We start from the raw sequence: 19,627 nt of genomic DNA on the forward strand, positions 1-19,627 counted from the left end.
TCAGTGCTCTTTAACTCATAAAAATGCCCACATAGTCCACTTGGACGGACTTTACTTGCTATCTCAGCATTCTCGTTGGATACGAAACGCCCGTTTTAGGTTGTAAGCCATACAAATTAAACTCACCCTAGCCTGATTGCGAGCCCGTCCTAGATAACGCGCTTTACCTAACCCATAGTGCAATTTCATTATCCCAAAGACATGCTCTACACGGGAACGAATACTGGAAAAATAACGGTTTTGCTTTTCTTGATCCTCGTTAAGAGGTCTATTACGATAAGCTCGATGGGTAATGCATTCTTTGACCTTTTTTTGCTTCAATAACCTGCTGTGCTGGGCACTTTTGTACGCACTGTCTGCATACACTTCCCGCTCATGACCAGTGAGTATCGATTCAAATGGAATCGAATCGTGAACATTGCCTGCCGTGAGCATGACTTCTTTGACAAAACCATCCTCATCCACATTTGTATGGGCCTTAAAACCATAGGTGGTTTTACGTTTTCCATCGCTGCTTTGCTTAACGCTATAGCCTGCTTCTGGGTCTTGCGTGTTTTTACCCTCAGCATTCTTACGAGGACGAGCATTCTTCGCTTCTATCACGCTGGCATCTATGACGCTTATCTCACCTTGTTTGATGATCAGACTTTGTTCGGCTAACTGGGCATTGATCTCAGTCATCGCTGCGTCTAGTAATCCGTTTTTCTCTAGCAGATTACGGAAACGCCAAATTGTACTGTGGTCGGGAACGCCTTGATCTAGGCCGACACCGACAAACCGGCGAAATAATAAGTCGCGAGCCAATGCTTTTTCCAGCGCTGGGTCACTTAGGTTGTGCCATGATTGCAATAACAAAGCTTTAAACATCATCAACGGAGGCCAAGCGCGTTCACCTTTTGTACGGTTGTGAATGTCACAGAATAATCGCTCAATGCAGGACCAATTCAACAAGTCATGAATCTCGTCAAATTCTTCAATAAACCGATTCGATGCTTGCAGCGCATCGGCAAAGCTCTGTTGTTTTAACTCTTTCCACGCCATTTTTTGATTGCTCTTCTTTGCTTTTGGTTATTATCTCATAGGATCGAAGGAGATGATTCGTGCAAAGGTCTCATATTGTGTGGCGGCTCGCGTTTATTAGTGCGCGCTTTGATCACACAAAAACCAAAAACTGGCATCGAAGCGGTGTTGATATTTGGTGCAGGTTCCACTGGCAGGCAGTTGGCGTTGGCGCTGCGCCAAGCGTCCGCTTATCGGGTTAAGGGATTTATTGATCACGATGGTTCGTTGGAGAACACTATCATTCAGGGTGTGCCAGTGTATCGCCTGGATAAAATAGAAAGTCTAATGGATAAACACACTATATCTAAGGTGTTGTTGGCCATTCCTAGAGCGAGCCGATCTGAGCGTAAAAAAGTCATTGATACCCTGATTCCCTATGCTGTCGAAGTGTTAACTGTGCCCAATTTTGACGACATCGTGACGGGCAAGGCTAAAGTCAGTGAGCTACAAGATGTTGCCGTAGACGATTTACTGGGTCGTGATGTGGTCGAGCCCGATGCTATGCTGATGGGGGCTAACATCATGGGCAAGGTCGTGATGGTGACCGGGGCCGGTGGTTCTATTGGTTCTGAGCTGTGTCGACAGATTTTAAAACAACGACCAACGACGTTAATTTTGTTTGAAGTGTCTGAATTTGCTGTGTATCAAATACACAAAGAGTTGCTTGAAATTGTTGAAGAGCGAAGTTTAAACGTCACTATCGTGCCTTTAATTGGCTCGGTGCAGCGTATTAATCGTCTCGCTTCCACCATGAAGGCGTTTTCTGTGCAAACGGTTTACCACGCCGCGGCCTACAAACACGTGCCCTTGGTGGAATACAATGTGGTAGAAGGCGTGCGCAACAATGCCTTTGGGACGTATTACTGTGCTAAAGCGGCGATTGAATCGGGTGTTGAGTCTTTTGTATTGATCTCCACCGACAAGGCCGTGCGACCCACCAACGTGATGGGCGCGACCAAACGCATGGCTGAACTGGGCTTACAAGCTTTGGCACAACAAGAAGCCATAAAAGCGTCGCAACAAGAAAAATTTACCCGTTTTTGCATGGTGCGTTTTGGTAACGTGCTTGGTTCGTCGGGTTCGGTTATCCCTGTCTTTAAAAAACAAATCGCAGAGAATCAGCCCATCACGGTGACTCACCCCGATATTATTCGTTATTTCATGACGATACCGGAAGCCGCGCAGTTGGTGATACAAGCGGGTGCTATGGGCAAAGGCGGCGACGTATTTGTCTTAGACATGGGCGAACCGGTGAAAATCGTCGACCTAGCGGAGAACCTGATTCGTTTGTCTGGGTTGGAAGTGAAATCCGCCGCTTATCCTAGTGGCGATATCGAGATTCAATTTACCGGCTTGCGTCCGGGGGAAAAACTGTTTGAAGAATTACTTATTGGTGACAACGTCGCAGAAACGCAACATGAACGCATCATGACGGCGAAAGAGCGCTTTTTACCTTTAAATGAATACGTTGAGACCATGGACAGGCTTGATCAAGCGTGTCATGACTTTGACCATGAAAAAATACGCCAGTTATTAATCGACGCCCCGACGGATTTTCAACCGACAGACGGTATTGGGGATTTGGTGTGGAACGCCAGAAAAGGCCAACAGGAGAACAGCGCAAGCAACGTCGTGCCATTAAAAAAACAGATTTTATAATCGTAGGGCATCATGAGCGAAGCGATTTTTTATTATTGAAATACCGTGGTTTTGTCGTTATTTGGTCATGAGTTAAGCGTCGGATTACGCCTCGTGCCTCGTCTCATCCGACCTACGGGGCTTTTGGGTTTGGGCATGTTCCGTAGGGCATCATAAGCGAAGCGTAATGTGCCGTTGGGTTTTGGTCGTATTGTGGTGCGTCAAATGTGGTGGTTGGATTTGGGGCATATTCGTAGGGCATCATAAGCGAAGCGTAATGTGCCGTGGTGGTTCGATCGTATTGTGGTGCGTCAAATGTGGTAGTTGGATTTGGGGCATATTCGTAGGGCATCATAAGCGAAGCGTAATGTGCCGTGGTGGTTCGATCGTATTGTGGTGCGTCAAATGTGGTGGTTGGATTTGGGGCATGTTCCGTAGGGCATCATAAGCGAAGCGTAATGTGCCGTTGGTTTTTGGTTGTATTGTGTGGCGTCGGATTACGCCTCGTCTCATCCGACCTACGGGGTTTTTGGGTTGATGGTTATTTTACTGTGGCTTTTGTAGGTTTCGATTAAGACGGTACGACTGTAATCAAGCAAGGTAGCGTGGTCTGATTGCGGGTATTTTAAGGCGTGGTATGAGGGTTGTTCCGGTTGTTCTTTGTGGTGGTGTGGGCAGTCGTTTGTGGCCGTTGTCTCGTGTTCAGTTTCCTAAGCCGTGTTTTGCGTTGGTGGATGATGAGTGGAGTTTGTTGCAGCAAACGGTGCAGCGCGTTGTTGGTTGTGGTTTTGAGTCGCTTGTTGTGGTCTGTAATGAGCAGCACCGTTTTTTGGTGGCTCAGCAGTTGCAGGCGTTGGGTGTGCAGGGCGCGACGATTGTGTTGGAGCCTGTAAGCCGTAATACAGCGCCGGCGATCGCTCTGGCGACGTTGGAAGCGCAATGTTTGTTTTCTGATGATGCTCTCTTACTTGTGTTACCTGCCGATCACGTGATTCGTGACGATTCGGCTTTTCATTATGCTATTCAACAAGCCATTCCTTTGGCTAATCATGGTCAAGCCTTGGTGACTTTTGGTGTCGCTCCTACTCGAGCAGAAACCGGTTATGGTTATATACGAACCGGTGAGGGCTTTGCTGTGGCGGAGTTTGTGGAAAAGCCCAGTGCAGAGGCGGCTCAGTCGTATTTAGCGTCGGGGGATTACCTCTGGAACAGTGGGGTATTTTTATTTCGTGCTGATGTGTATTTGGCCGAGTTAGCGCGTTATCGTGAAGATATTTTTCAATCGGTTTCTTTGGCTTATGCACAGCGCACGGTGGATGTGGATTTTGTGCGAATCGGGGCTGAGGCGTTTGAGGCTTGTGCGTCTGCGTCGGTTGATTATGCCGTGATCGAACACACCAATAAAGCGTATGTCGTGCCGTATAATGGCGATTGGAGTGACATCGGTGCCTGGGATACTTTGTACGATTACGCGGATAAAGACGATCAGCAAAATGTCTTGTTGGGGGATGTGATCTCTGAAGCCTCAACGAGCTGTTATGTGCGTTCTGAATCTCGTTTGGTGGCGGCTGTCGGTGTACACAACTTGGTGATCGTTGAAACCGCGGATGCGGTGTTGGTGATAGACAAAGACCGTGCCCAAGACGTTAAACATATTGTGTCACGGCTTAACAAGGGCGCCCGCCAAGAAAGCCAATCTCATACAAAAGTGCATCGCCCTTGGGGACGTTACGAGGTAATCGACTCTGGCGAGCGCTTTTTGGTAAAGCGCCTTGTGGTGAAGCCAGGTGGGAAGCTCAGTGTGCAAATGCACCACCATAGAGCGGAGCACTGGGTGGTTGTGTCTGGCACGGCCAAAGTGCAAAACGGTGACCAAGCTATGCTGCTGAGCGAAAACCAATCGACCTACATTCCTATTGGTGTGGTCCACGCATTGGAAAACCCGACCGACAAGGCATTAGAGTTGATAGAGGTGCAATCCGGTGACTATATTGGCGAAGACGATATTGTGCGTTTACGTGATGCCTATGGACGATGAGGTGGTCGATGAAATGGTTTTATGACGAGAGTCGATGAAGTAAGCCGATTAAGAGAGCCGACAACGCTTCAACGACCGGTAAAACGTGTCTTATTGTTATCAGGTTAGAGGATAAATAGATTGCCTCATGGCAGTTGTGGTAATCTTGCAGCCCAAATTGGAATTGATTACTTTTTTAAGGTGTAAGGCGTGCTTTTTGTGACCTCTAGCGTAACCTCTGCGATGCTTAAGTCGTTCTATTTTATTGTTTTTATGGCGTTGGTTTTTCTGATTTCTAATCCCATTCCCATTTCTATTGCTATCGCAGTCTTGTCTTTGGTGTCGATCGCGTTTTTGTTTTCGACAAATAATACACCTATCCAGCTAGACCGATACGGCAAGCTCTTTGTTGTTGTGCTATCAGCGTATTTAGTGAGCAAAATAGCGCCTTTTGTGAGCAGCGGCTTTATTGCGCGGTATCTTAGCCCTGGTTTTCATATGCTGGTGTCTTTGCCTATTTTCTTGGTGCTGTGGAAGTTATCTCGTGATACCGATGGTGAAAAGCCGCTGATAAACATCATCACGATAGCCGCTGCATTGGGTTCGTTTGGTGGCTTGGCGGTGGCGTATTATCAAACTCAAGTCTTAGGAATGGGTAGGGCGGATGGCTTCTTATTCAGTATTAATTTCGGTTTTCTTGCCGGTACCTTGTTTGCTATTAGTCTTGGTCTGGTCGGCAAAAATCGCTTGAGTGTTTTATCTTTTTTGAGCTGTGTTGCGGCATTAGGCTCGATTATGTTGTCCGGCTCACGGGGGGCGTTGTTTCCGCTGTTGTTTGTGCTGATCGCCTGGTTGTTGTTTTCGTTTAAGCATCTACCTAAACGTTACCTAGTGGTTATCTTGGTGCTCGCCATAGCGACACCGTATTTTGCTTATAAAACGTCACCCTTTGTAAAAGCTCGGCTTGATACGGGGCTAACAGAGTTAAAACAAGTTGCAGAGGGTGATGTGTTTCGAAGTGGCTCACTGATCGCTCGTGTGCAGCTCTGGATAGCGGCGACACATGCTTATGAGCAAAGCCCTGTATTTGGTCTGACTTACCCTGAGCGTGAGCAGCTTAACAAAACGCTGGTCGACACTGGCGAGGTAGTCCCCTGGGTGGGAACGGTCCGCCGCGGTCATGCTCATAGCCAGTATTTTGAAACCTTGGCCACAGGCGGTTTGGTGGGCATGTTTTGTTTGGCTGTGTATCTTTTTGCTCCGATGGTGATTCATTTACGGTTTCTGGTTACCAATTCGACCAATGTGTACGCTCGAACAGGGTTTTTGTTTACGCTGTCAGTGGCTGGGTTTGGTTTGACCGAGGTATTGCTGCAGCAAGAAATGATCGCAACGTATTACGCTTTTATGCAGACAATCTTTTTTGTGTTTGCTTATCGACAATGGCAAGGCGATAAGACGGAATCACAATAAACACAGGGTAAAGCATTTTTTATGACTAAAAAAATGGCCGTTGTATGACGGCCATTTTTGTTTCACACAGCAATAAAGAACGCGTTATTTTGCAGTTTCTTCTTCGGCGTTTTCGTTCACTATGTTGTGCAGTTCCACAACAAATTTCAATGCTGAGTTAGGTGGAATAGGGCCGGTGCCGCCAGGGCCGTAGGCGAGGTCGGCTGGGATGTAGAGTTCGTATTTAGACCCCACTGCCATCAGTTGCAAGCCTTCTGTCCAGCCAGGAATCACGCCGTTTAGTGGGAAGCTGATAGATTCACCGCGCTTATAAGAGCTGTCAAATACGGTGCCGTCGGTGAGGCTGCCTTCGTAGTCGACTTCTACTGTGTCCGTTTCGGTTGGCATGGCACCATCACCTTGGGAGATGACTTTGTAAAGCAAGCCAGAATCTGTTTTCATCACGCCGTCTTCGGCTTCTTTTTCAGCCAACCAAGCGCTGGCCGCCGCGAGTGCTTCTGCAGAGGCTTTTTCTTGTTCTAGCTGTGCTTTTTGCATTTGTTCTTGCTGGTACGACTGAATAGTCTGTGTGACTTCTTCCATGCTCATTAATGGCTCTTTGCCATCGAACGCGTCTTTAAAGCCTGCCATGAAGGTGTCCATGTCCAATTCGGCGAAGTCTTGCGTCATACGAGAGCCAAACATGGTGCCGATGCTGTAACCTAGGCGTTGTCCTTGAGACTCGAGGGTAACCGCGCTGTCGTCGGCGTGGGCCATAGAAACAGAAGACATAACCAGCGCCGCGATAAGTGTTTTTTTCATAAAAAGCGTTCCATTGTTTGTTAATTTAGTACTGAATAAAGTATTAGGTTAAAACAAGCGACAGCAAAGCAGAAACATTGGTGTACGCCTTGTGCTTTGCTAAGTCAGATTGGTCATTCCTTTATAACATATGTTTTCTAACATAAATTAGACCGTTTATGCCAATTTAATGTTAATAGGCGAGTCAATGGACTTTTTTACTTGTTATTGACATTTGAGTGTACAGTTTGTGATGTTTTTGGTTTGTTTAGAGTGGTTTCTTAAGAGTAGTTTGCTAAGAGCAACTCGTTAAAAGCGGCTTGGTGCTTGGCATGAGAGGCGAATTAAACTCTCATGAACAAGGGAATCAACACCGGCACCAAAATGCTCATAATAAAGCCGCTGGCGATGCACACGGGAACGATTTGTGCCCCGTGAAATTTGCCCAACATGGGTAGGGTGAAGTCCATGGCGGTAGCGCCAGAATAGCCGACGGACATGTGGCTGTTGAGTCGCGCCAAGAAGGGGATTAAGCTCAAGGCGAGAATTTCACGTCCGAGGTCGAGTAAAAATGCCGTCGTGCCCAGTACAGGGTTGCCTAAGCCAGTGATCAAAATCCCCGATAAACTGTACCAACCAAAGCCCGACACCACCGCCAGCCCTTGATTCCAGCTTAACCCTAAAATGAGGCTGCCAAGCCAGCCGGCCAGCAACGTCGTCGTGATGGTTACTAAGGCGATGATCGCCCCTTGGGCGTTTAACAACAGCTTACGCAAACGATGATTGCCTTGGCGAAGTTGGCAGCCGACAAGAAACAGCAACACATACAATAAGCCGGTAACGAGCTCGTCTATGCCCGTGAGCCAGTCTTTGGTGAGCAGCCCAACCACCACGCCACCGATCACCCACGCTATGGTTTTCACGGCATCCATCAAGGCATTGGTTTTGGTGTCAGAAGGCCCTTGTCCCAAACGGCTCGCATGCGTGCCGCCAAAGCGTAAACCGCTCAAATACAAGCCAGATAAACTCAACACACTGATCAACACAAAAAACACAACCGCCTGATAACCTGCGATAAGCAGCTTTTCTGCCAAGTTATCCAACGCGCCAAGGCTAAAACCGATGAGGCCAAGAATCAGATACACCAGCTGTTCCAACCCTTTCGCCACCCGTTGCGGAGTGAACACCTTGATATTGATCCAATACCCCATAAAAAGTGCGATTAATAAGGGGCCGAGCGTGATCAGAATGGTCATGTCAGGAGATCTGCCTTGAAAACGTCAATGAAGGGTAAATGTCAGCGCGATGGAAATAACGAAGCGGCATTTTCAAGGTATTTGTCGTGAAATACAAGGCAAGCATAGGCCTTGCTTTACATCGCTTTAGTGTCTTCTGATTTTCAATACTTGCTTTTATCACCAATTAATACATACATTGACGATGTTTTTGTATCATATTCAAGATCCCAACCAAATACGGGCTCACGATTAGACCAAAGGACAAGCCAAGTGCATTGTCGAGCGATCGGTGGTAAATTGCGCGGCTAATGTGTGTGTTTTTGCATGAGTCATAATGAACAGCTACGGACAGTCGGCGGTGATGTGTGGTTAAGCGTTTTCCTGTGTTAAAAGAAGTGCTGCATTTGTTGTTTCCTATGGTGTTAACCATGACGTTGGAGCTGTCGATCAGTGTGGTCGATACCATTATGTTAGGGCATTACAGTGCCTTGCATTTGGCGGCAGTGGGATTAGCGTCGAGCTTATGGTTGCCGGTGGGTTGCTTTATGATTGGGGTGACCTTTGGGCTTACGCCGCTGGTCACTCGCCATTTGCATGGTCGACAGCCGAAACTCGTCAATCTGTACATGTCCCAAGCCGTTGGTTTGTGCGTGGTGTTGGGCTTAGTCGCCAGTCTGGTGGCGGTGTTTATTTTGCCGATTTTTGCGTCCATGATGGCGACGGAAGAAGAAACTCGCCGCGTTGCTGTGTCGTATTTGTATATTTTCGCGCCCGCTTTGCCGATGCTGGCATTAATGACCGCCTACAAAAATTTATTTGAAGCCGCTGGGCGTCCAGGTTTTCCTTTATTTGTTGCCAGTACCGGCTTGATACTGAACATTCTGTTTAACTATGTGCTGATTTTCGGCAAGTTTGGCTTTCCTGAAATGGGTGTTGAAGGCGCGGCGTTAGCGTCGGCCTTGTCGTTGTATTTGGCCGTGTCGATGTTTTTTGTGTACGACCGATTTATCAACAAGAGACCTTTATTTACCCGCCTTGTGTGGCGTTATACTCGAAAATTCGGCATTTTACTGAACGTTGGCGCGCCAGCGGGCTTTGCGTTTGCGTTTGAAGTTGGGCTGTTTTCATCGATGACTTGGTTGATTTCGTCGTTTGGGGATTTAGCGTTAGGTGGCGGACAAATCGTCATGTCATACACGTCTTTCTTGTTTACCCCGATGATGGCAATGAGCGCGGTAACGGCGATTGTCGTCGCGAAAGCCATGTCGAAAGAAGGCGTTGGCGGTGTGAGAAAACGCATTCGCGTGATTGTTTGGCTTGGCTTGGGTTACGTGGCAACCTGCTTCACCATTACACAGGTCTTTCACAACGAGATCCCGTATATCTTCAGCAACAACGCAGAAGTGGTGGCGTTGGCCGCGAGTATCCTATTGATCTCGTCCTGTTACCAATTCCCCGACATGCTACAAACCGTATTTACCGGCGCACTGCGTGGCTTTCGTGAAACGCGCTCCACCATGATCGCCTTCGCCGTATCTTTATTTGGCTTTAGCATGCCCTTTGGTTTTTGGTTATCACACTACAGCCCTTGGGCCGATACCTTGTCATTACGCGGTTTTTACATCGGCTTAGGCACCGGTTTAACCGTGTTAGCCGCCATACTCATCGTGCGCTTTCAAATCGTCCTACGTCGCTATGAAGGCAAACGCATCGCCTCGCCACGGGAAGTGGCGTAATCCGGCGTTTAATTAAAGCCGCTTCGCTCATGATGTGCTACAAAACCATCGTATATTTGGCCTAATCAAAACGACGCATCACTTGTAGGTCAGATGAGACGAGGCACGAGGTGTAATCTGACGCTCTAAAAAACTATTGTGGTGCCAGTTTATCTGTACATTGGTGTTATTTTCCGTTTTTATCTGGAATGATGCTGTTCCAATTATGGTCAAATAGATGGCGTTGAACATCACGGTGAAAGCTTGAATACGGCCATTCATGTGTTGAGGCAACAAGGCCATGTTTTACAGGGTTTAAGTAACAATAATTGATATGTGCTGTTAAATCGTCTGATGTGCGAATTTCATGTTCCCAGAACCGTTTCTGCCAAATGCTGTGTTTGTATTGAGTTGTTGCTTTGAGTTTTTTAGTAAAGAGCGTTTTGATAAGTTGCCAACGCCTTGAAAAGTCGTTGTCGCCATCGGGTAATGTCCAAACGGCATGAATATGGTCTGGTAAAACAACCCAAGCCACAATGGTAAAAGGTCGTCGCGATTTGACGTAACGAACGCTCTCACGTAGCAAGTCGATATGGTCAATTAATAAACAAGATTGACGGTTTTGAAGAGCGACGGTAAAGAAGAACGTACCACCTTTTTGTTTGCTTCTTACGTAGTTTGGCATCCATACCCACCTTTTTATCCATATTTTTGTAGTTTTAGCACCATTTTATGTTAATCATCAACCTTGTTTTGTAAAACAGCATTTCTCATGATGCCCTACGAAACCATCGTATATTTGGCCTAATTAAAACGGCACATTACGCTTCGCTCATGATGCCCTACAAAACCATCATCCATTTGGCCTAATCAAAATGGCATTTCCCATGATAAAAAGCCGCTTCGCTCATGATGCCCTACAAAACTATCGTATATTTGGCCTAATTAAAACGGCATTTCCCGTGATAAAAAGCCGCTTCGCTCATGATGCCCTACAAAACCATCATCCATTTGGCCTAATCAAAACGACGCATCACTTGTAGGTCAGATGAGACGAGGCACGAGGCGTAATCTGACGTTTAACTTATGACGACCTACGGAAATTAATTAGAATGGCATTTCCCGTGATAAAAAGCCGCTTCGCTCATGATACCCCACAAAACCATCATCCATTTGGCCTAATTAAAACGGCGCATTACGCTTCGCTCATGATGCCCTACGAAACTATCGTATATTTGGCCTAATTAAAACGGCACATTACGCTTCGCTCATGATGCCCTACAAAACCATCATCCATTTGGCCTAATCAAAATGGCATTTCCCATGATAAAAAGCCGCTTCGCTCATGATGTGCAACGGCGTATCACTTGTAGGTCAGATGAGACGAGGCACGAGGCGTAATCTGACGTTTAACTCATGACGACCTACGGAAATTAATTAGAACGGCACATTACGCTTCGCTCATGATGCCCTACAAAACCATCATCTATTTGGCCTAATTAGAGCAGCGCATCACTTGTAGGTCAGATGAGACGAGGCACGAGGCGTAATCTGACGTTTAACTTATGACGACCTACGGAAATTAATTAGAACGGCATTTCCCGTGATAAAAAGCCGCTTCGCTCATGACGCCCTACAAAACCATCGTATATTTGGCCTAATCAAAACGGCATTTCCCGTGATAAAGAGCCGCTTCGCTCATGATGCCCTACAAAACTATCGTATATTTGGCCTAATCAAAACGGCACATATCGCTTCGCTCATGATGCCCTACGAAACCATCGTCTATTTGGCCTAATCAAAATGGCACATCACTTGTAGGTCAGATGAGACGAGGCACGAGGTGTAATCTGACGTTTAACTTATGACGACCTACGGAAATTAATTAGAACGGCATTTCCCGTGATAAAAAGCCGCTTCGCTCATGATACCCCACAAAATCATCATCTATTTGGCCTAATCAAAACGGCACATTACGCTTCGCTCATGATGCCCTACAAAACCATCGTCTATTTGGCCTAATCAAAATGGCATTTTCCATGATAAAAAACCGCTTCGCTTATGATGCCCTACGAAACCATCGTCTTTTTGGCCTAATCAAAATGGCACATCACTTGTAGGTCAGATGAGACGAGGCACGAGGTGTAATCTGACGCTCTAAAAAACTATTGTGGTGCCAGTTTATCTGTACATTGGTGTTATTTTTCGTTTTTATCTGAAATGATGCTGTTCCAATTATGGTCAAATAGATGGCGTTGAACATCACGGTGAAAGCTTGAATACGGCCATTCATGTGTTGAGGCAACAAGGCCATGTTTTACAGGGTTTAAGTAACAATAATTGATATGTGCTGTTAAATCGTCTGATGTGCGAATTTCATGTTCCCAGAACCGTTTCTGCCAAATGCTGTGTTTGTATTGAGTTGTTGCTTTGAGTTTTTTAGTAAAGAGCGTTTTGATAAGTTGCCAACGCCTTGAAAAGTCGTTGTCGCCATCGGGTAATGTCCAAACGGCATGAATATGGTCTGGTAAAACAACCCAAGCCACAATGGTAAAAGGTCGTCGCGATTTGACGTAACGAACGCTCTCACGTAGCAAGTCGATATGGTCAATTAATAAACAAGATTGACGGTTTTGAAGAGCGACGGTAAAGAAGAACGTACCACCTTTTTGTTTGCTTCTTACGTAGTTTGGCATCCATACCCACCTTTTTATCCATATTTTTGTAGTTTTAGCACCATTTTATGTTAATCATCAACCTTGTTTTGTAAAACAGCATTTCTCATGATGCCCTACGAAACCATCGTATATTTGGCCTAATTAAAACGGCACATTACGCTTCGCTCATGATGCCCTACAAAACCATCATCCATTTGGCCTAATCAAAATGGCATTTCCCATGATAAAAAGCCGCTTCGCTCATGATGCCCTACGAAACCATCGTATATTTGGCCTAATTAAAACGGCACATTACGCTTCGCTCATGATGCCCTACAAAACCATCATCCATTTGGCCTAATCAAAACGGCATTTCCCGTGATAAAAAGCCGCTTCGCTCATGATGCCCTACAAAACTATCGTATATTTGGCCTAATTAAAACGGCATTTCCCGTGATAAAAAGCCGCTTCGCTCATGATGCCCTACGAAACCATCGTATATTTGGCCTAATTAAAACGGCATTTCCCGTGATAAAAAGCCGTCAGCTTTTAAATCTGAGCCATAAGACAAACGCCCCTGAACCCTATCCGCCAGTAAAGCGAGTAAACCAAAATCATCCGTTGGCGCCAGTTTTGAAAAATGTTTTTTTATCACAGATAGCAGATAACCTTCTGGTAAATGCATCTCAAAAATAGGGAAAAGCTGATTTGAGGAATAACTTTTTGCGCGGACGGGCATGGTTAAGGAGACAAAATACGATGGATCGTTGCTCGAATAATTAAGCAAAAATTCATCAGACTCTTTTGCCAAACACGCAACGGGGGATCGGCTGATACAAACCTCTAATTTAGTCATTGCGACGCTCAGCTATTAGGGACTCAAAAGTGGGTAATGAACTCGCTGTTTGCGGCGACAACTCAAGCTGCAGATAATCAAACATGTTTAACACTTTACGAAGACCAATGTCCGCTACACGACCGCTTTCAAAGCCGCTTAGAGTGGCACGCGCGAACCCTAAGTCATCCGCCATTTGCTGCTGACTGATGCCCTGCGCTTTACGCGACTGCTTAACAAATTGCCCTAACCCTTGAAAATCCATAGCGTTTAAAATACCTTACAAAAAAACAATATGATAATAAATGTTTAATATATTAAACAAAAACGAAGGCTATGCAACCCGTAAAGATAAGATAGGATGAAGTGAGACGAGGCACGAGGCGTTATCCGACGTTTCGCTCATGATGCCCTACGGGAATTAATTAGAACGGCATTTCCCATGATAAAAAGCCGCTTCGTTTATAATGCCTTTCGGGGGCGTTGTTGAAAATCTCGGCACTGTTTGATCAGTGCGTCGATGTTTATGTGTTGTTCGGTGCTGTCGGCGAGGCGGTTGATTTCCTTGTCGCGGAGTTGGTCGTAGTCGAAATGCTCGGCATGGGTGACGCCTGCCCAGTGCAGTAGTGCCGCAAGGGCGTCTGGATGATCAAAGACGCCGTGGAGGTAGGTGCCGATGATGTGTTGGTCGGCGGACATATAGCCTTCTTGTTCGCCGTTTTCTAATGCGCTGAAGGGCGTTACGGTGGTGGAAAAGCGCGACACGCCTGAGTGAATTTCATAGCCGGTTACCTTGGTTGATTGTTCGGTAAAGGCCAGTGTGCCATGGCGTTGTTTGAGTTGTTTGTCTTTTTCTAGCACGGTGTCCATAGGAATCAAACCAAAGCCGGCGCATTGGGTGTTGGCGTGTTGATTTTCCAAGCCGAGTGGGTCGCTTAACGTGTCGCCGAGCATTTGAAAGCCGCCGCAAATCCCCATGACTTTTCCGCCGTATCTTAAATGTTTGTTTAAATGCGCTTCCCAACCTTGGTCGCGTAAAAACGCCAAATCACTCTGTACGCTTTTGCTGCCGGGCAGAATGATCAAATCCGCTGGCGGAATGGCGTCGTTGGCGCCTACGAGGGTGACTTGCACGTTGGGATGTAAGCGCAGGGCATCCCAATCGGTGTGGTTGCTGGTGCGGGGTAAAATTGGAATAACCACTTGCAGCAAGGCTTTGGTGTCGGTTTTCAGCGGGCTTTTGGTGACCGCGTCTTCCGATTCCAGATGAAAGCCCATTAAATAAGGCAGCACGCCCAACACGGGTTTGCCGGTGCGCGCTTCGAGCCAATCCAAGCCCGATTGCAGCAAGCTGATGTCGCCACGAAAGCGGTTGATCACAAAACCAATCACCCGATCTTGTTCGTTTTGACTGAGCAAATCTAACGTGCCAACGAGGTGGGCAAACACGCCGCCTTTGTCGATGTCAGCGATAATAATCACCGGACAATCGACGCTTTCAGCAAAGCCCATGTTGGCAATGTCTCGTGCGCGCAAGTTGATTTCCGCCGGGCTGCCCGCGCCTTCAATCATCATCGCCTCGTATTGCCCCGCCAGTCGGTAATAGGATTCTAATGCCGCGGCTTTGGCGACGCTTTTGTATTCGTGATAGCCCACGGCGTTCATGTTGCCAATGGCTTTACCCTGGATAATGACCTGCGCGCCGGTGTCGGTATTCGGCTTGAGCAAAATGGGGTTCATGTCCACATGAGGCGCAATGCCCGCGGCGTAGGCTTGCACAGCTTGGGCGCGGCCGATCTCGTTGCCGTCTTGGGTGACAGCACTATTTAGGGCCATGTTTTGTGGCTTGAAAGGCGCCACCGTGATGCCGCGTCGTGCCAGTAAACGACATAAGGCGGTGACCAAGGTGCTTTTTCCGGCGTCTGAGGTGGTGCCTTGCACCATTAAACTAAAGGCTGTCATTCAGGGATATCACGCTTTAAATCAATTAGGTGGTAGAATTCTACCTTACCTTCTTCTTCTATGACGTGAAAAAACGACCTATATTCATGACCCTTTCTATTTTAGACAGTATTTTCAACGGTTTCTTTGGTGATCTTTCCCATACAGGTTTTATGCTGGTGGCGGCCTTGGTGCTAGACCGATTATTGGGCGAGCCAAAAAGCTGGCATCCGCTGATTTGGTTTGGCCGTTGGGTCGACCTGTGCCGACAGCAATTGCAAATACCCACCGACGCAAGCCTGATTCGTCAACGTCTCGTTGGTGTGTTGGCTTGGCTACTAGCGGTATTACCTTGGGTCGCGATGTTACTGGCGGTATTTTGGTGTTTGCCCGGTTGGCTCGACAACGTAGTGTCTGTGTTGGTGTTGTACTTTGCGATTGGTTGGCAGAGTCTGCGCGAACACGCGTTGGCGATTTATCAGCCCTTGTCTGCGGTGCCGTTAACCGAGGATAAGCTAGATCAAGCCCGTGTCGCGGTCAGTTACATTGTGAGCCGTGATACGCAAAATCTTGACGACAGCGCGGTGGCCAAGGCGGGCATTGAGTCGGTGTTGGAAAACGGCAGCGATGCGATTTTTGCGCCGATTTTTTGGTTTATGTTACTCGGTGCGCCGGGTGTCCTCTTGTATCGATTGGCGAATACCTTGGACGCCATGTGGGGCTATAAAACGGCTGAGTGGCTGCATTTTGGCTGGTGCGCGGCCCGTGTGGATGACGTATTAAACTATGTGCCGGCGCGATTAGTGGTATACACCTACGCGGTATGTGGGCGTTGGAAGAGCGCGATCCGCAGCGCAAAACAGCCATCGGCTCGTTGGAAAAGCCCCAACGCTGGCCCTGTGATGGCGGCAGGTGCCGGTGCTTTAGGCGTGAAGCTAGGCGGTGAAGCGCCGTATTTTGGTAAAATGGAAACCAGACCGATTTTGGGTGACACCGACGGCGATGCGCCCCAACCACATCATGTAAAAGAGGCGATTTTGCTGGTGGATAAAAGCGTGTATTTATGGGGGTTGTTACTGTGGCTGTTGTTCTAAAATCGTCCTTATTAGAAAGTACCCCCCCAAAACACGGCGGTGACTTGGCATATTGGCAGCGAAAAGTCGGCAACGCAGCGTTGCATTGGTTGGACTTATCGTCGGCGTGCAATCGTGAACCTTGGCCGGTGCCTGAGGTTGATGCCAGCCTGTGGATGAATTTACCCGATCAGACCGCGCTCCTTGACGAAGCCGAGACGTATTTTACGCATCGCCCGAGTGCGATTGGTGCCGGGTCTCAGCACATCATTGAGTGTTTGCCGGTGTTGTTAAAACACGCACTTCCTGTCCGTGACGTGGCGGTGCGCATGCGGGCTTTTGTGCCACGTATCGGTTACCAAGAACACGCGTTTGCTTGGCAAAAGTGGGGTTACGATCTGGTCTATTACGACGCACTGAGTGAGCTGTTAACCCAGCGTTGGGACGTTGCGGTGGTGATTCAGCCGAATAACCCGACCGGAGAATGGGCGACGGCGGATTGCATCGCGCAATTGATCACGCATGCCGAGCAACAGGGGGCGCATCTGATCATTGACGAGGCTTTTATTGACCCTTGTCCTGAGCGCAGTGTCTTGATGACTCAAGCTCCGTCTGATGTGAGCGAGTCTTTGTTTGTGCTGCGTTCTGTGGGCAAATTCTTTGGCTTAGCCGGTGCGCGCGTTGGTTTTGTTTTTTGTCATTCTCGTTGGCAAAATGCGCTGAACAATTTACTAGGGCCTTGGCCGGTGGCGACACCGAGTTTGCATTTGGTGACCTTGGCGCTGGCGGACACCGCGTGGCACACTCACGCTTTAGCAAGTCTCAAGGTACGACAAGCGGCTTTTGTGGAGCGCATCATGCCCAAGTTCAATACCATTTTTGACTCCCAAGACAAGGTCGTTAATCCTTTATTTGTGACTTGGTTTGTCGATTCAGAGTACGGCCAACAGGTGTTCGATTGGTTACATAAAGTGGGCATTCATGTGCGTTTGGGTGATGGCTGGGTTCGGGTTGCGTTGCCCGCGCTGGCGGAAATGGATGCCTTGAATGCCGCGCTGATTCGCTTATTAAAAGACGTGGGAGGGCGAAATTTAGTATGAAGCATTTAGTATTAGGCGGTGTACGCAGTGGCAAAAGCGCTTACGCTGAAGAAGAAATTGCCGCTTGTGAAAAACCCGTGTGTTACGTAGCGACCACGCAAGTTTGGGATGAAGACATGGCCGAACGCGTTCGCTTGCATCAAACCCGTCGGCCCAGTGATTGGCGTTTGATCGAAGAGCCCTTGGCGCTCGCTGAGGTGTTAGATTCGCTCAATTCACCAGAGCAAGCGGTGATCATCGAATGCTTTACTTTGTGGCTGACAAACTTATTGTGCCTCGACGACGAGGCTCGGCTGGCGCAAGAAAAGCAAGACTTGTTGCGCGCTGTGAGCGAATTTAAAGGCGACTTGGTATTGGTATCCAGTGAAGTCGGCTTGGGTATTATGCCGATGAACGCCTTGGCGCGGCGCTTTGGGGACGAAGCGGGTGCGATGAATCAGGCGCTGGCAACATTGACCGATCGGGTAACTTTAGTTGCGGCCGGGCTACCGATGCCGCTAAAATCGCTTTCTACATCCTTAATAGCAAAAGCCTAGGAGCTTTCATGACCCCTTACTCAAAAGATTTCCCTGTATCCTGGGAAGAATTGCACCGCAACGCTCGCGCTTTATCTTGGCGTTTGCTTGAGCAGGGACCGTGGAAAGGCATTATTGCGATCACCCGTGGCGGTCTGGTACCGGCGGCAATCTTGTGTCGTGAAATGGACATTCGCTTGATCGATACGATTTGCATTGTCAGCTACAAAGACGGCGAAGCGGGCCAAGGCGCAATGAAACAAGGCGACTTGGACGTGTTAAAAGGCGTGGAAGGCGACGGAGAGGGCTTTATTTTAGTGGATGATTTAGTCGATACGGGTCGCACGGCGGCGAAAGTCCGTGAAATGTTGCCAAAAGCACACTTTGCAACGATTTACGCTAAGCCTGCGGGCAAGCCATTGGTGGACACCTTTATTACTGAAGTCAGCCAAGATACTTGGATTCGTTTTCCTTGGGACATGGAATACACGTTTTCGACGCCGTTGGCGAATCGCCAAGAAAAGTAAGATGGATTAACCATGGATTAACATCTCAGTCCGTTGTGTTGAGAAAATATTATTACAAAAGGCGACAAATTTTTGTGGCCTTTTATTTCTTTGTAGGGTGACTTTGTGTTTAGATCTAAGGTTAGTAGCGAAATGAACAGGGAGGTTACGCTGGTGAGTGTTGGGTAATTTTCTTTGTTATGTCGTTAACAATGACCTTTATGACGCAATAGGAAGTGAATATGTGGCAATCGCTAATTCGAGTTATGTTGGCTGGTTTTGTGTCCTTTTTGGTGGTGTTACCCGCTGCAGCCGAAGCCCCTGTGGTTTTAGGGACGGTGGCTCGCGCTCAGTTCACAACGGACGTTATTGACCGTGAACCCATCGATGATGTCGGCCCTGTTGTTACAGTCGAATACGGCGAAATTCAGCGGGTGTATTTTTTTACCGATTTGCGAGACATGGGTGGCCGTCAAGTCATTCATCGTTGGACATTAGATGGCGAAGAGCAAGCGGATGTGGCCTTTGATATAGGAGGTGACCGTTGGCGTGTGTGGTCCAGTAAGCGCCTGATGCCGGGCTTTGATGGCACTTGGCGCATTGACATTTTGCTCGATGGCAAGGTCATTGAAAGTCATTCATTTGATTATGTCGACGAAGGCTAATGATGAGCCTCGGTGCGCTCTTTTGTGCTTGTGAACCGCTTTAATAATAGGTAAGGGGAGTTATGCCGCATTTACGGGTACGTGGAATGGCGTTTGACGAGCTTGAGTCGATCGCTGATATTTTGGTTGAAAATCTCGCAGAAATAACCGACACCCCCAACTCGCATTTTACCTTGGAATACCAAGCGACGACTTACCTTGTGGTCGGTGGTGCATCGCCTGCTTATCCATTGTTTGAAGTAGTGTGGTTTGACCGAGGGGACGAAGTAAAACGCAAAGTCGCCCTTGTCATTGAAGATCTCATTAGGCCTTTGGTCGACAGCGGCCAAGACATCACCGTGTTATTCCGCGACCTGCAAGGCAAAGACTACTATGAAAACGGCGAGCATTTTTGAGCGTAACACTTTTAAAG

At 47.7% G+C, this 19,627-nt stretch carries 19 protein-coding genes; 10 read left to right on the plus strand and 9 right to left on the minus strand.

Annotated elements, in window-relative coordinates; genetic code table 11:
- Positions 1-63 precede the first annotated feature (63 nt).
- On the minus strand, positions 64-1,041 hold the full coding sequence (locus tag FXV75_RS02225; protein ID WP_148830987.1) for an IS5 family transposase: 978 nt from the start codon (positions 1,039-1,041) through the stop codon (positions 64-66).
- 108 nt (positions 1,042-1,149) lie between these two features.
- Here FXV75_RS02225 and FXV75_RS02230 point away from each other — a divergent pair, with 108 nt between their 5' ends.
- Positions 1,150-2,721 (plus strand): polysaccharide biosynthesis protein, encoded by a 1,572-nt coding sequence (locus FXV75_RS02230; protein ID WP_262368438.1) that lies wholly within the window; start codon positions 1,150-1,152, stop codon positions 2,719-2,721.
- Between the two features lie 112 nt (positions 2,722-2,833).
- On the opposite strand, the gene FXV75_RS02235 is transcribed toward FXV75_RS02230, so the two are convergent.
- Positions 2,834-3,055, minus strand: coding sequence for a hypothetical protein (locus tag FXV75_RS02235; protein ID WP_148830988.1), 222 nt, complete (start codon positions 3,053-3,055; stop codon positions 2,834-2,836).
- Positions 3,056-3,337: 282 nt separating this feature from the next.
- Here FXV75_RS02235 and FXV75_RS02240 point away from each other — a divergent pair, with 282 nt between their 5' ends.
- Positions 3,338-4,738 (plus strand): mannose-1-phosphate guanylyltransferase/mannose-6-phosphate isomerase, encoded by a 1,401-nt coding sequence (locus tag FXV75_RS02240; protein WP_148830989.1) that lies wholly within the window; start codon positions 3,338-3,340, stop codon positions 4,736-4,738.
- A gap of 198 nt (positions 4,739-4,936) precedes the next feature.
- Positions 4,937-6,190 carry an O-antigen ligase family protein gene (locus FXV75_RS02245; RefSeq protein WP_148830990.1) on the plus strand — a complete coding sequence of 418 codons (1,254 nt, stop codon included), beginning with the start codon at positions 4,937-4,939 and terminating at the stop codon, positions 6,188-6,190.
- Between the two features lie 84 nt (positions 6,191-6,274).
- Here FXV75_RS02245 and FXV75_RS02250 read toward each other — a convergent pair whose 3' ends face one another.
- Both FXV75_RS02250 and FXV75_RS02255 read right to left on the minus strand, forming a co-directional pair.
- Positions 6,275-6,991 (minus strand): FKBP-type peptidyl-prolyl cis-trans isomerase, encoded by a 717-nt coding sequence (locus tag FXV75_RS02250; RefSeq protein ID WP_148830991.1) that lies wholly within the window; start codon positions 6,989-6,991, stop codon positions 6,275-6,277.
- A gap of 323 nt (positions 6,992-7,314) precedes the next feature.
- Positions 7,315-8,226 carry a lysine exporter LysO family protein gene (locus FXV75_RS02255; RefSeq protein ID WP_148830992.1) on the minus strand — a complete coding sequence of 304 codons (912 nt, stop codon included), beginning with the start codon at positions 8,224-8,226 and terminating at the stop codon, positions 7,315-7,317.
- A gap of 347 nt (positions 8,227-8,573) precedes the next feature.
- Here FXV75_RS02255 and FXV75_RS02260 point away from each other — a divergent pair, with 347 nt between their 5' ends.
- Entirely contained in the window at positions 8,574-9,944 is a 1,371-nt protein-coding gene (locus FXV75_RS02260; protein ID WP_262368439.1) for an MATE family efflux transporter, read from the plus strand.
- 166 nt (positions 9,945-10,110) lie between these two features.
- Here FXV75_RS02260 and FXV75_RS02265 read toward each other — a convergent pair whose 3' ends face one another.
- From FXV75_RS02265 to FXV75_RS02285, 5 genes are all read right to left on the minus strand, one after another.
- Positions 10,111-10,608: an REP-associated tyrosine transposase gene (locus FXV75_RS02265; RefSeq protein WP_148830993.1), complete on the minus strand. Its 498-nt coding sequence runs from the start codon at positions 10,606-10,608 to the stop codon at positions 10,111-10,113.
- Between the two features lie 1,513 nt (positions 10,609-12,121).
- Positions 12,122-12,619 (minus strand): REP-associated tyrosine transposase, encoded by a 498-nt coding sequence (locus tag FXV75_RS02270; RefSeq protein ID WP_148830994.1) that lies wholly within the window; start codon positions 12,617-12,619, stop codon positions 12,122-12,124.
- 472 nt (positions 12,620-13,091) lie between these two features.
- The gene (locus FXV75_RS02275; protein WP_148830995.1) at positions 13,092-13,436 is read right to left on the minus strand and encodes a HipA N-terminal domain-containing protein; all 345 of its coding nucleotides are present in this window, start codon (positions 13,434-13,436) and stop codon (positions 13,092-13,094) included.
- Positions 13,429-13,680, minus strand: a complete 252-nt coding sequence (locus FXV75_RS02280) for a helix-turn-helix domain-containing protein (protein WP_148830996.1) — start codon at positions 13,678-13,680, stop codon at positions 13,429-13,431. The genes FXV75_RS02275 and FXV75_RS02280 overlap by 8 nt, the downstream gene beginning before the upstream one ends.
- A 197-nt stretch (positions 13,681-13,877) precedes the next feature.
- Positions 13,878-15,377, minus strand: a complete 1,500-nt coding sequence (locus FXV75_RS02285) for a cobyric acid synthase (RefSeq protein WP_148830997.1) — start codon at positions 15,375-15,377, stop codon at positions 13,878-13,880.
- A gap of 86 nt (positions 15,378-15,463) precedes the next feature.
- Between FXV75_RS02285 and cbiB the strand changes: the two genes are divergently transcribed.
- From cbiB to FXV75_RS02315, 6 genes are all read left to right on the plus strand, one after another.
- On the plus strand, positions 15,464-16,450 hold the full coding sequence (gene cbiB / locus FXV75_RS02290; protein ID WP_222863080.1) for an adenosylcobinamide-phosphate synthase CbiB: 987 nt from the start codon (positions 15,464-15,466) through the stop codon (positions 16,448-16,450).
- The gene (locus FXV75_RS02295) at positions 16,420-17,529 is read left to right on the plus strand and encodes an aminotransferase class I/II-fold pyridoxal phosphate-dependent enzyme (RefSeq protein ID WP_262368440.1); all 1,110 of its coding nucleotides are present in this window, start codon (positions 16,420-16,422) and stop codon (positions 17,527-17,529) included. The genes cbiB and FXV75_RS02295 overlap by 31 nt, the downstream gene beginning before the upstream one ends.
- Positions 17,526-18,065 carry a bifunctional adenosylcobinamide kinase/adenosylcobinamide-phosphate guanylyltransferase gene (gene cobU, locus FXV75_RS02300; protein ID WP_148830998.1) on the plus strand — a complete coding sequence of 180 codons (540 nt, stop codon included), beginning with the start codon at positions 17,526-17,528 and terminating at the stop codon, positions 18,063-18,065. Before FXV75_RS02295 ends, cobU begins: the two co-directional genes overlap by 4 nt.
- A gap of 8 nt (positions 18,066-18,073) precedes the next feature.
- Positions 18,074-18,571 (plus strand): xanthine phosphoribosyltransferase, encoded by a 498-nt coding sequence (gpt, locus tag FXV75_RS02305; protein ID WP_148830999.1) that lies wholly within the window; start codon positions 18,074-18,076, stop codon positions 18,569-18,571.
- A 221-nt stretch (positions 18,572-18,792) separates the two neighbouring features.
- Positions 18,793-19,215: a DUF2914 domain-containing protein gene (locus FXV75_RS02310; RefSeq protein ID WP_148831000.1), complete on the plus strand. Its 423-nt coding sequence runs from the start codon at positions 18,793-18,795 to the stop codon at positions 19,213-19,215.
- Positions 19,216-19,277: 62 nt separating this feature from the next.
- The gene (locus tag FXV75_RS02315) at positions 19,278-19,610 is read left to right on the plus strand and encodes a DUF1904 family protein (protein WP_148831001.1); all 333 of its coding nucleotides are present in this window, start codon (positions 19,278-19,280) and stop codon (positions 19,608-19,610) included.
- Positions 19,611-19,627 lie beyond the last annotated feature (17 nt).

It is taken from the genome of Marinomonas sp. IMCC 4694 (assembly GCF_008122525.1).
In the GTDB taxonomy this organism is placed as follows: domain Bacteria; phylum Pseudomonadota; class Gammaproteobacteria; order Pseudomonadales; family Marinomonadaceae; genus Marinomonas.

Coding starts and splice junctions, on each gene's coding strand:
- FXV75_RS02225 (WP_148830987.1), bottom strand. CDS start 1,041: ATGGCGTGGAAAGAGTTAAAACAACAGAGCTTTGCCGATGCGCTGCAA.
- FXV75_RS02235 (WP_148830988.1), bottom strand. CDS start 3,055: ATGATGCCCTACGAATATGCCCCAAATCCAACTACCACATTTGACGCA.
- FXV75_RS02240 (WP_148830989.1), top strand. CDS start 3,338: ATGAGGGTTGTTCCGGTTGTTCTTTGTGGTGGTGTGGGCAGTCGTTTG.
- FXV75_RS02250 (WP_148830991.1), bottom strand. CDS start 6,991: ATGAAAAAAACACTTATCGCGGCGCTGGTTATGTCTTCTGTTTCTATG.
- FXV75_RS02255 (WP_148830992.1), bottom strand. CDS start 8,226: ATGACCATTCTGATCACGCTCGGCCCCTTATTAATCGCACTTTTTATG.
- FXV75_RS02265 (WP_148830993.1), bottom strand. CDS start 10,608: ATGCCAAACTACGTAAGAAGCAAACAAAAAGGTGGTACGTTCTTCTTT.
- FXV75_RS02270 (WP_148830994.1), bottom strand. CDS start 12,619: ATGCCAAACTACGTAAGAAGCAAACAAAAAGGTGGTACGTTCTTCTTT.
- FXV75_RS02275 (WP_148830995.1), bottom strand. CDS start 13,436: ATGACTAAATTAGAGGTTTGTATCAGCCGATCCCCCGTTGCGTGTTTG.
- FXV75_RS02280 (WP_148830996.1), bottom strand. CDS start 13,680: ATGGATTTTCAAGGGTTAGGGCAATTTGTTAAGCAGTCGCGTAAAGCG.
- FXV75_RS02285 (WP_148830997.1), bottom strand. CDS start 15,377: ATGACAGCCTTTAGTTTAATGGTGCAAGGCACCACCTCAGACGCCGGA.
- cbiB (WP_222863080.1), top strand. CDS start 15,464: ATGACCCTTTCTATTTTAGACAGTATTTTCAACGGTTTCTTTGGTGAT.
- FXV75_RS02295 (WP_262368440.1), top strand. CDS start 16,420: ATGGGGGTTGTTACTGTGGCTGTTGTTCTAAAATCGTCCTTATTAGAA.
- cobU (WP_148830998.1), top strand. CDS start 17,526: ATGAAGCATTTAGTATTAGGCGGTGTACGCAGTGGCAAAAGCGCTTAC.
- gpt (WP_148830999.1), top strand. CDS start 18,074: ATGACCCCTTACTCAAAAGATTTCCCTGTATCCTGGGAAGAATTGCAC.
- FXV75_RS02310 (WP_148831000.1), top strand. CDS start 18,793: ATGTGGCAATCGCTAATTCGAGTTATGTTGGCTGGTTTTGTGTCCTTT.
- FXV75_RS02315 (WP_148831001.1), top strand. CDS start 19,278: ATGCCGCATTTACGGGTACGTGGAATGGCGTTTGACGAGCTTGAGTCG.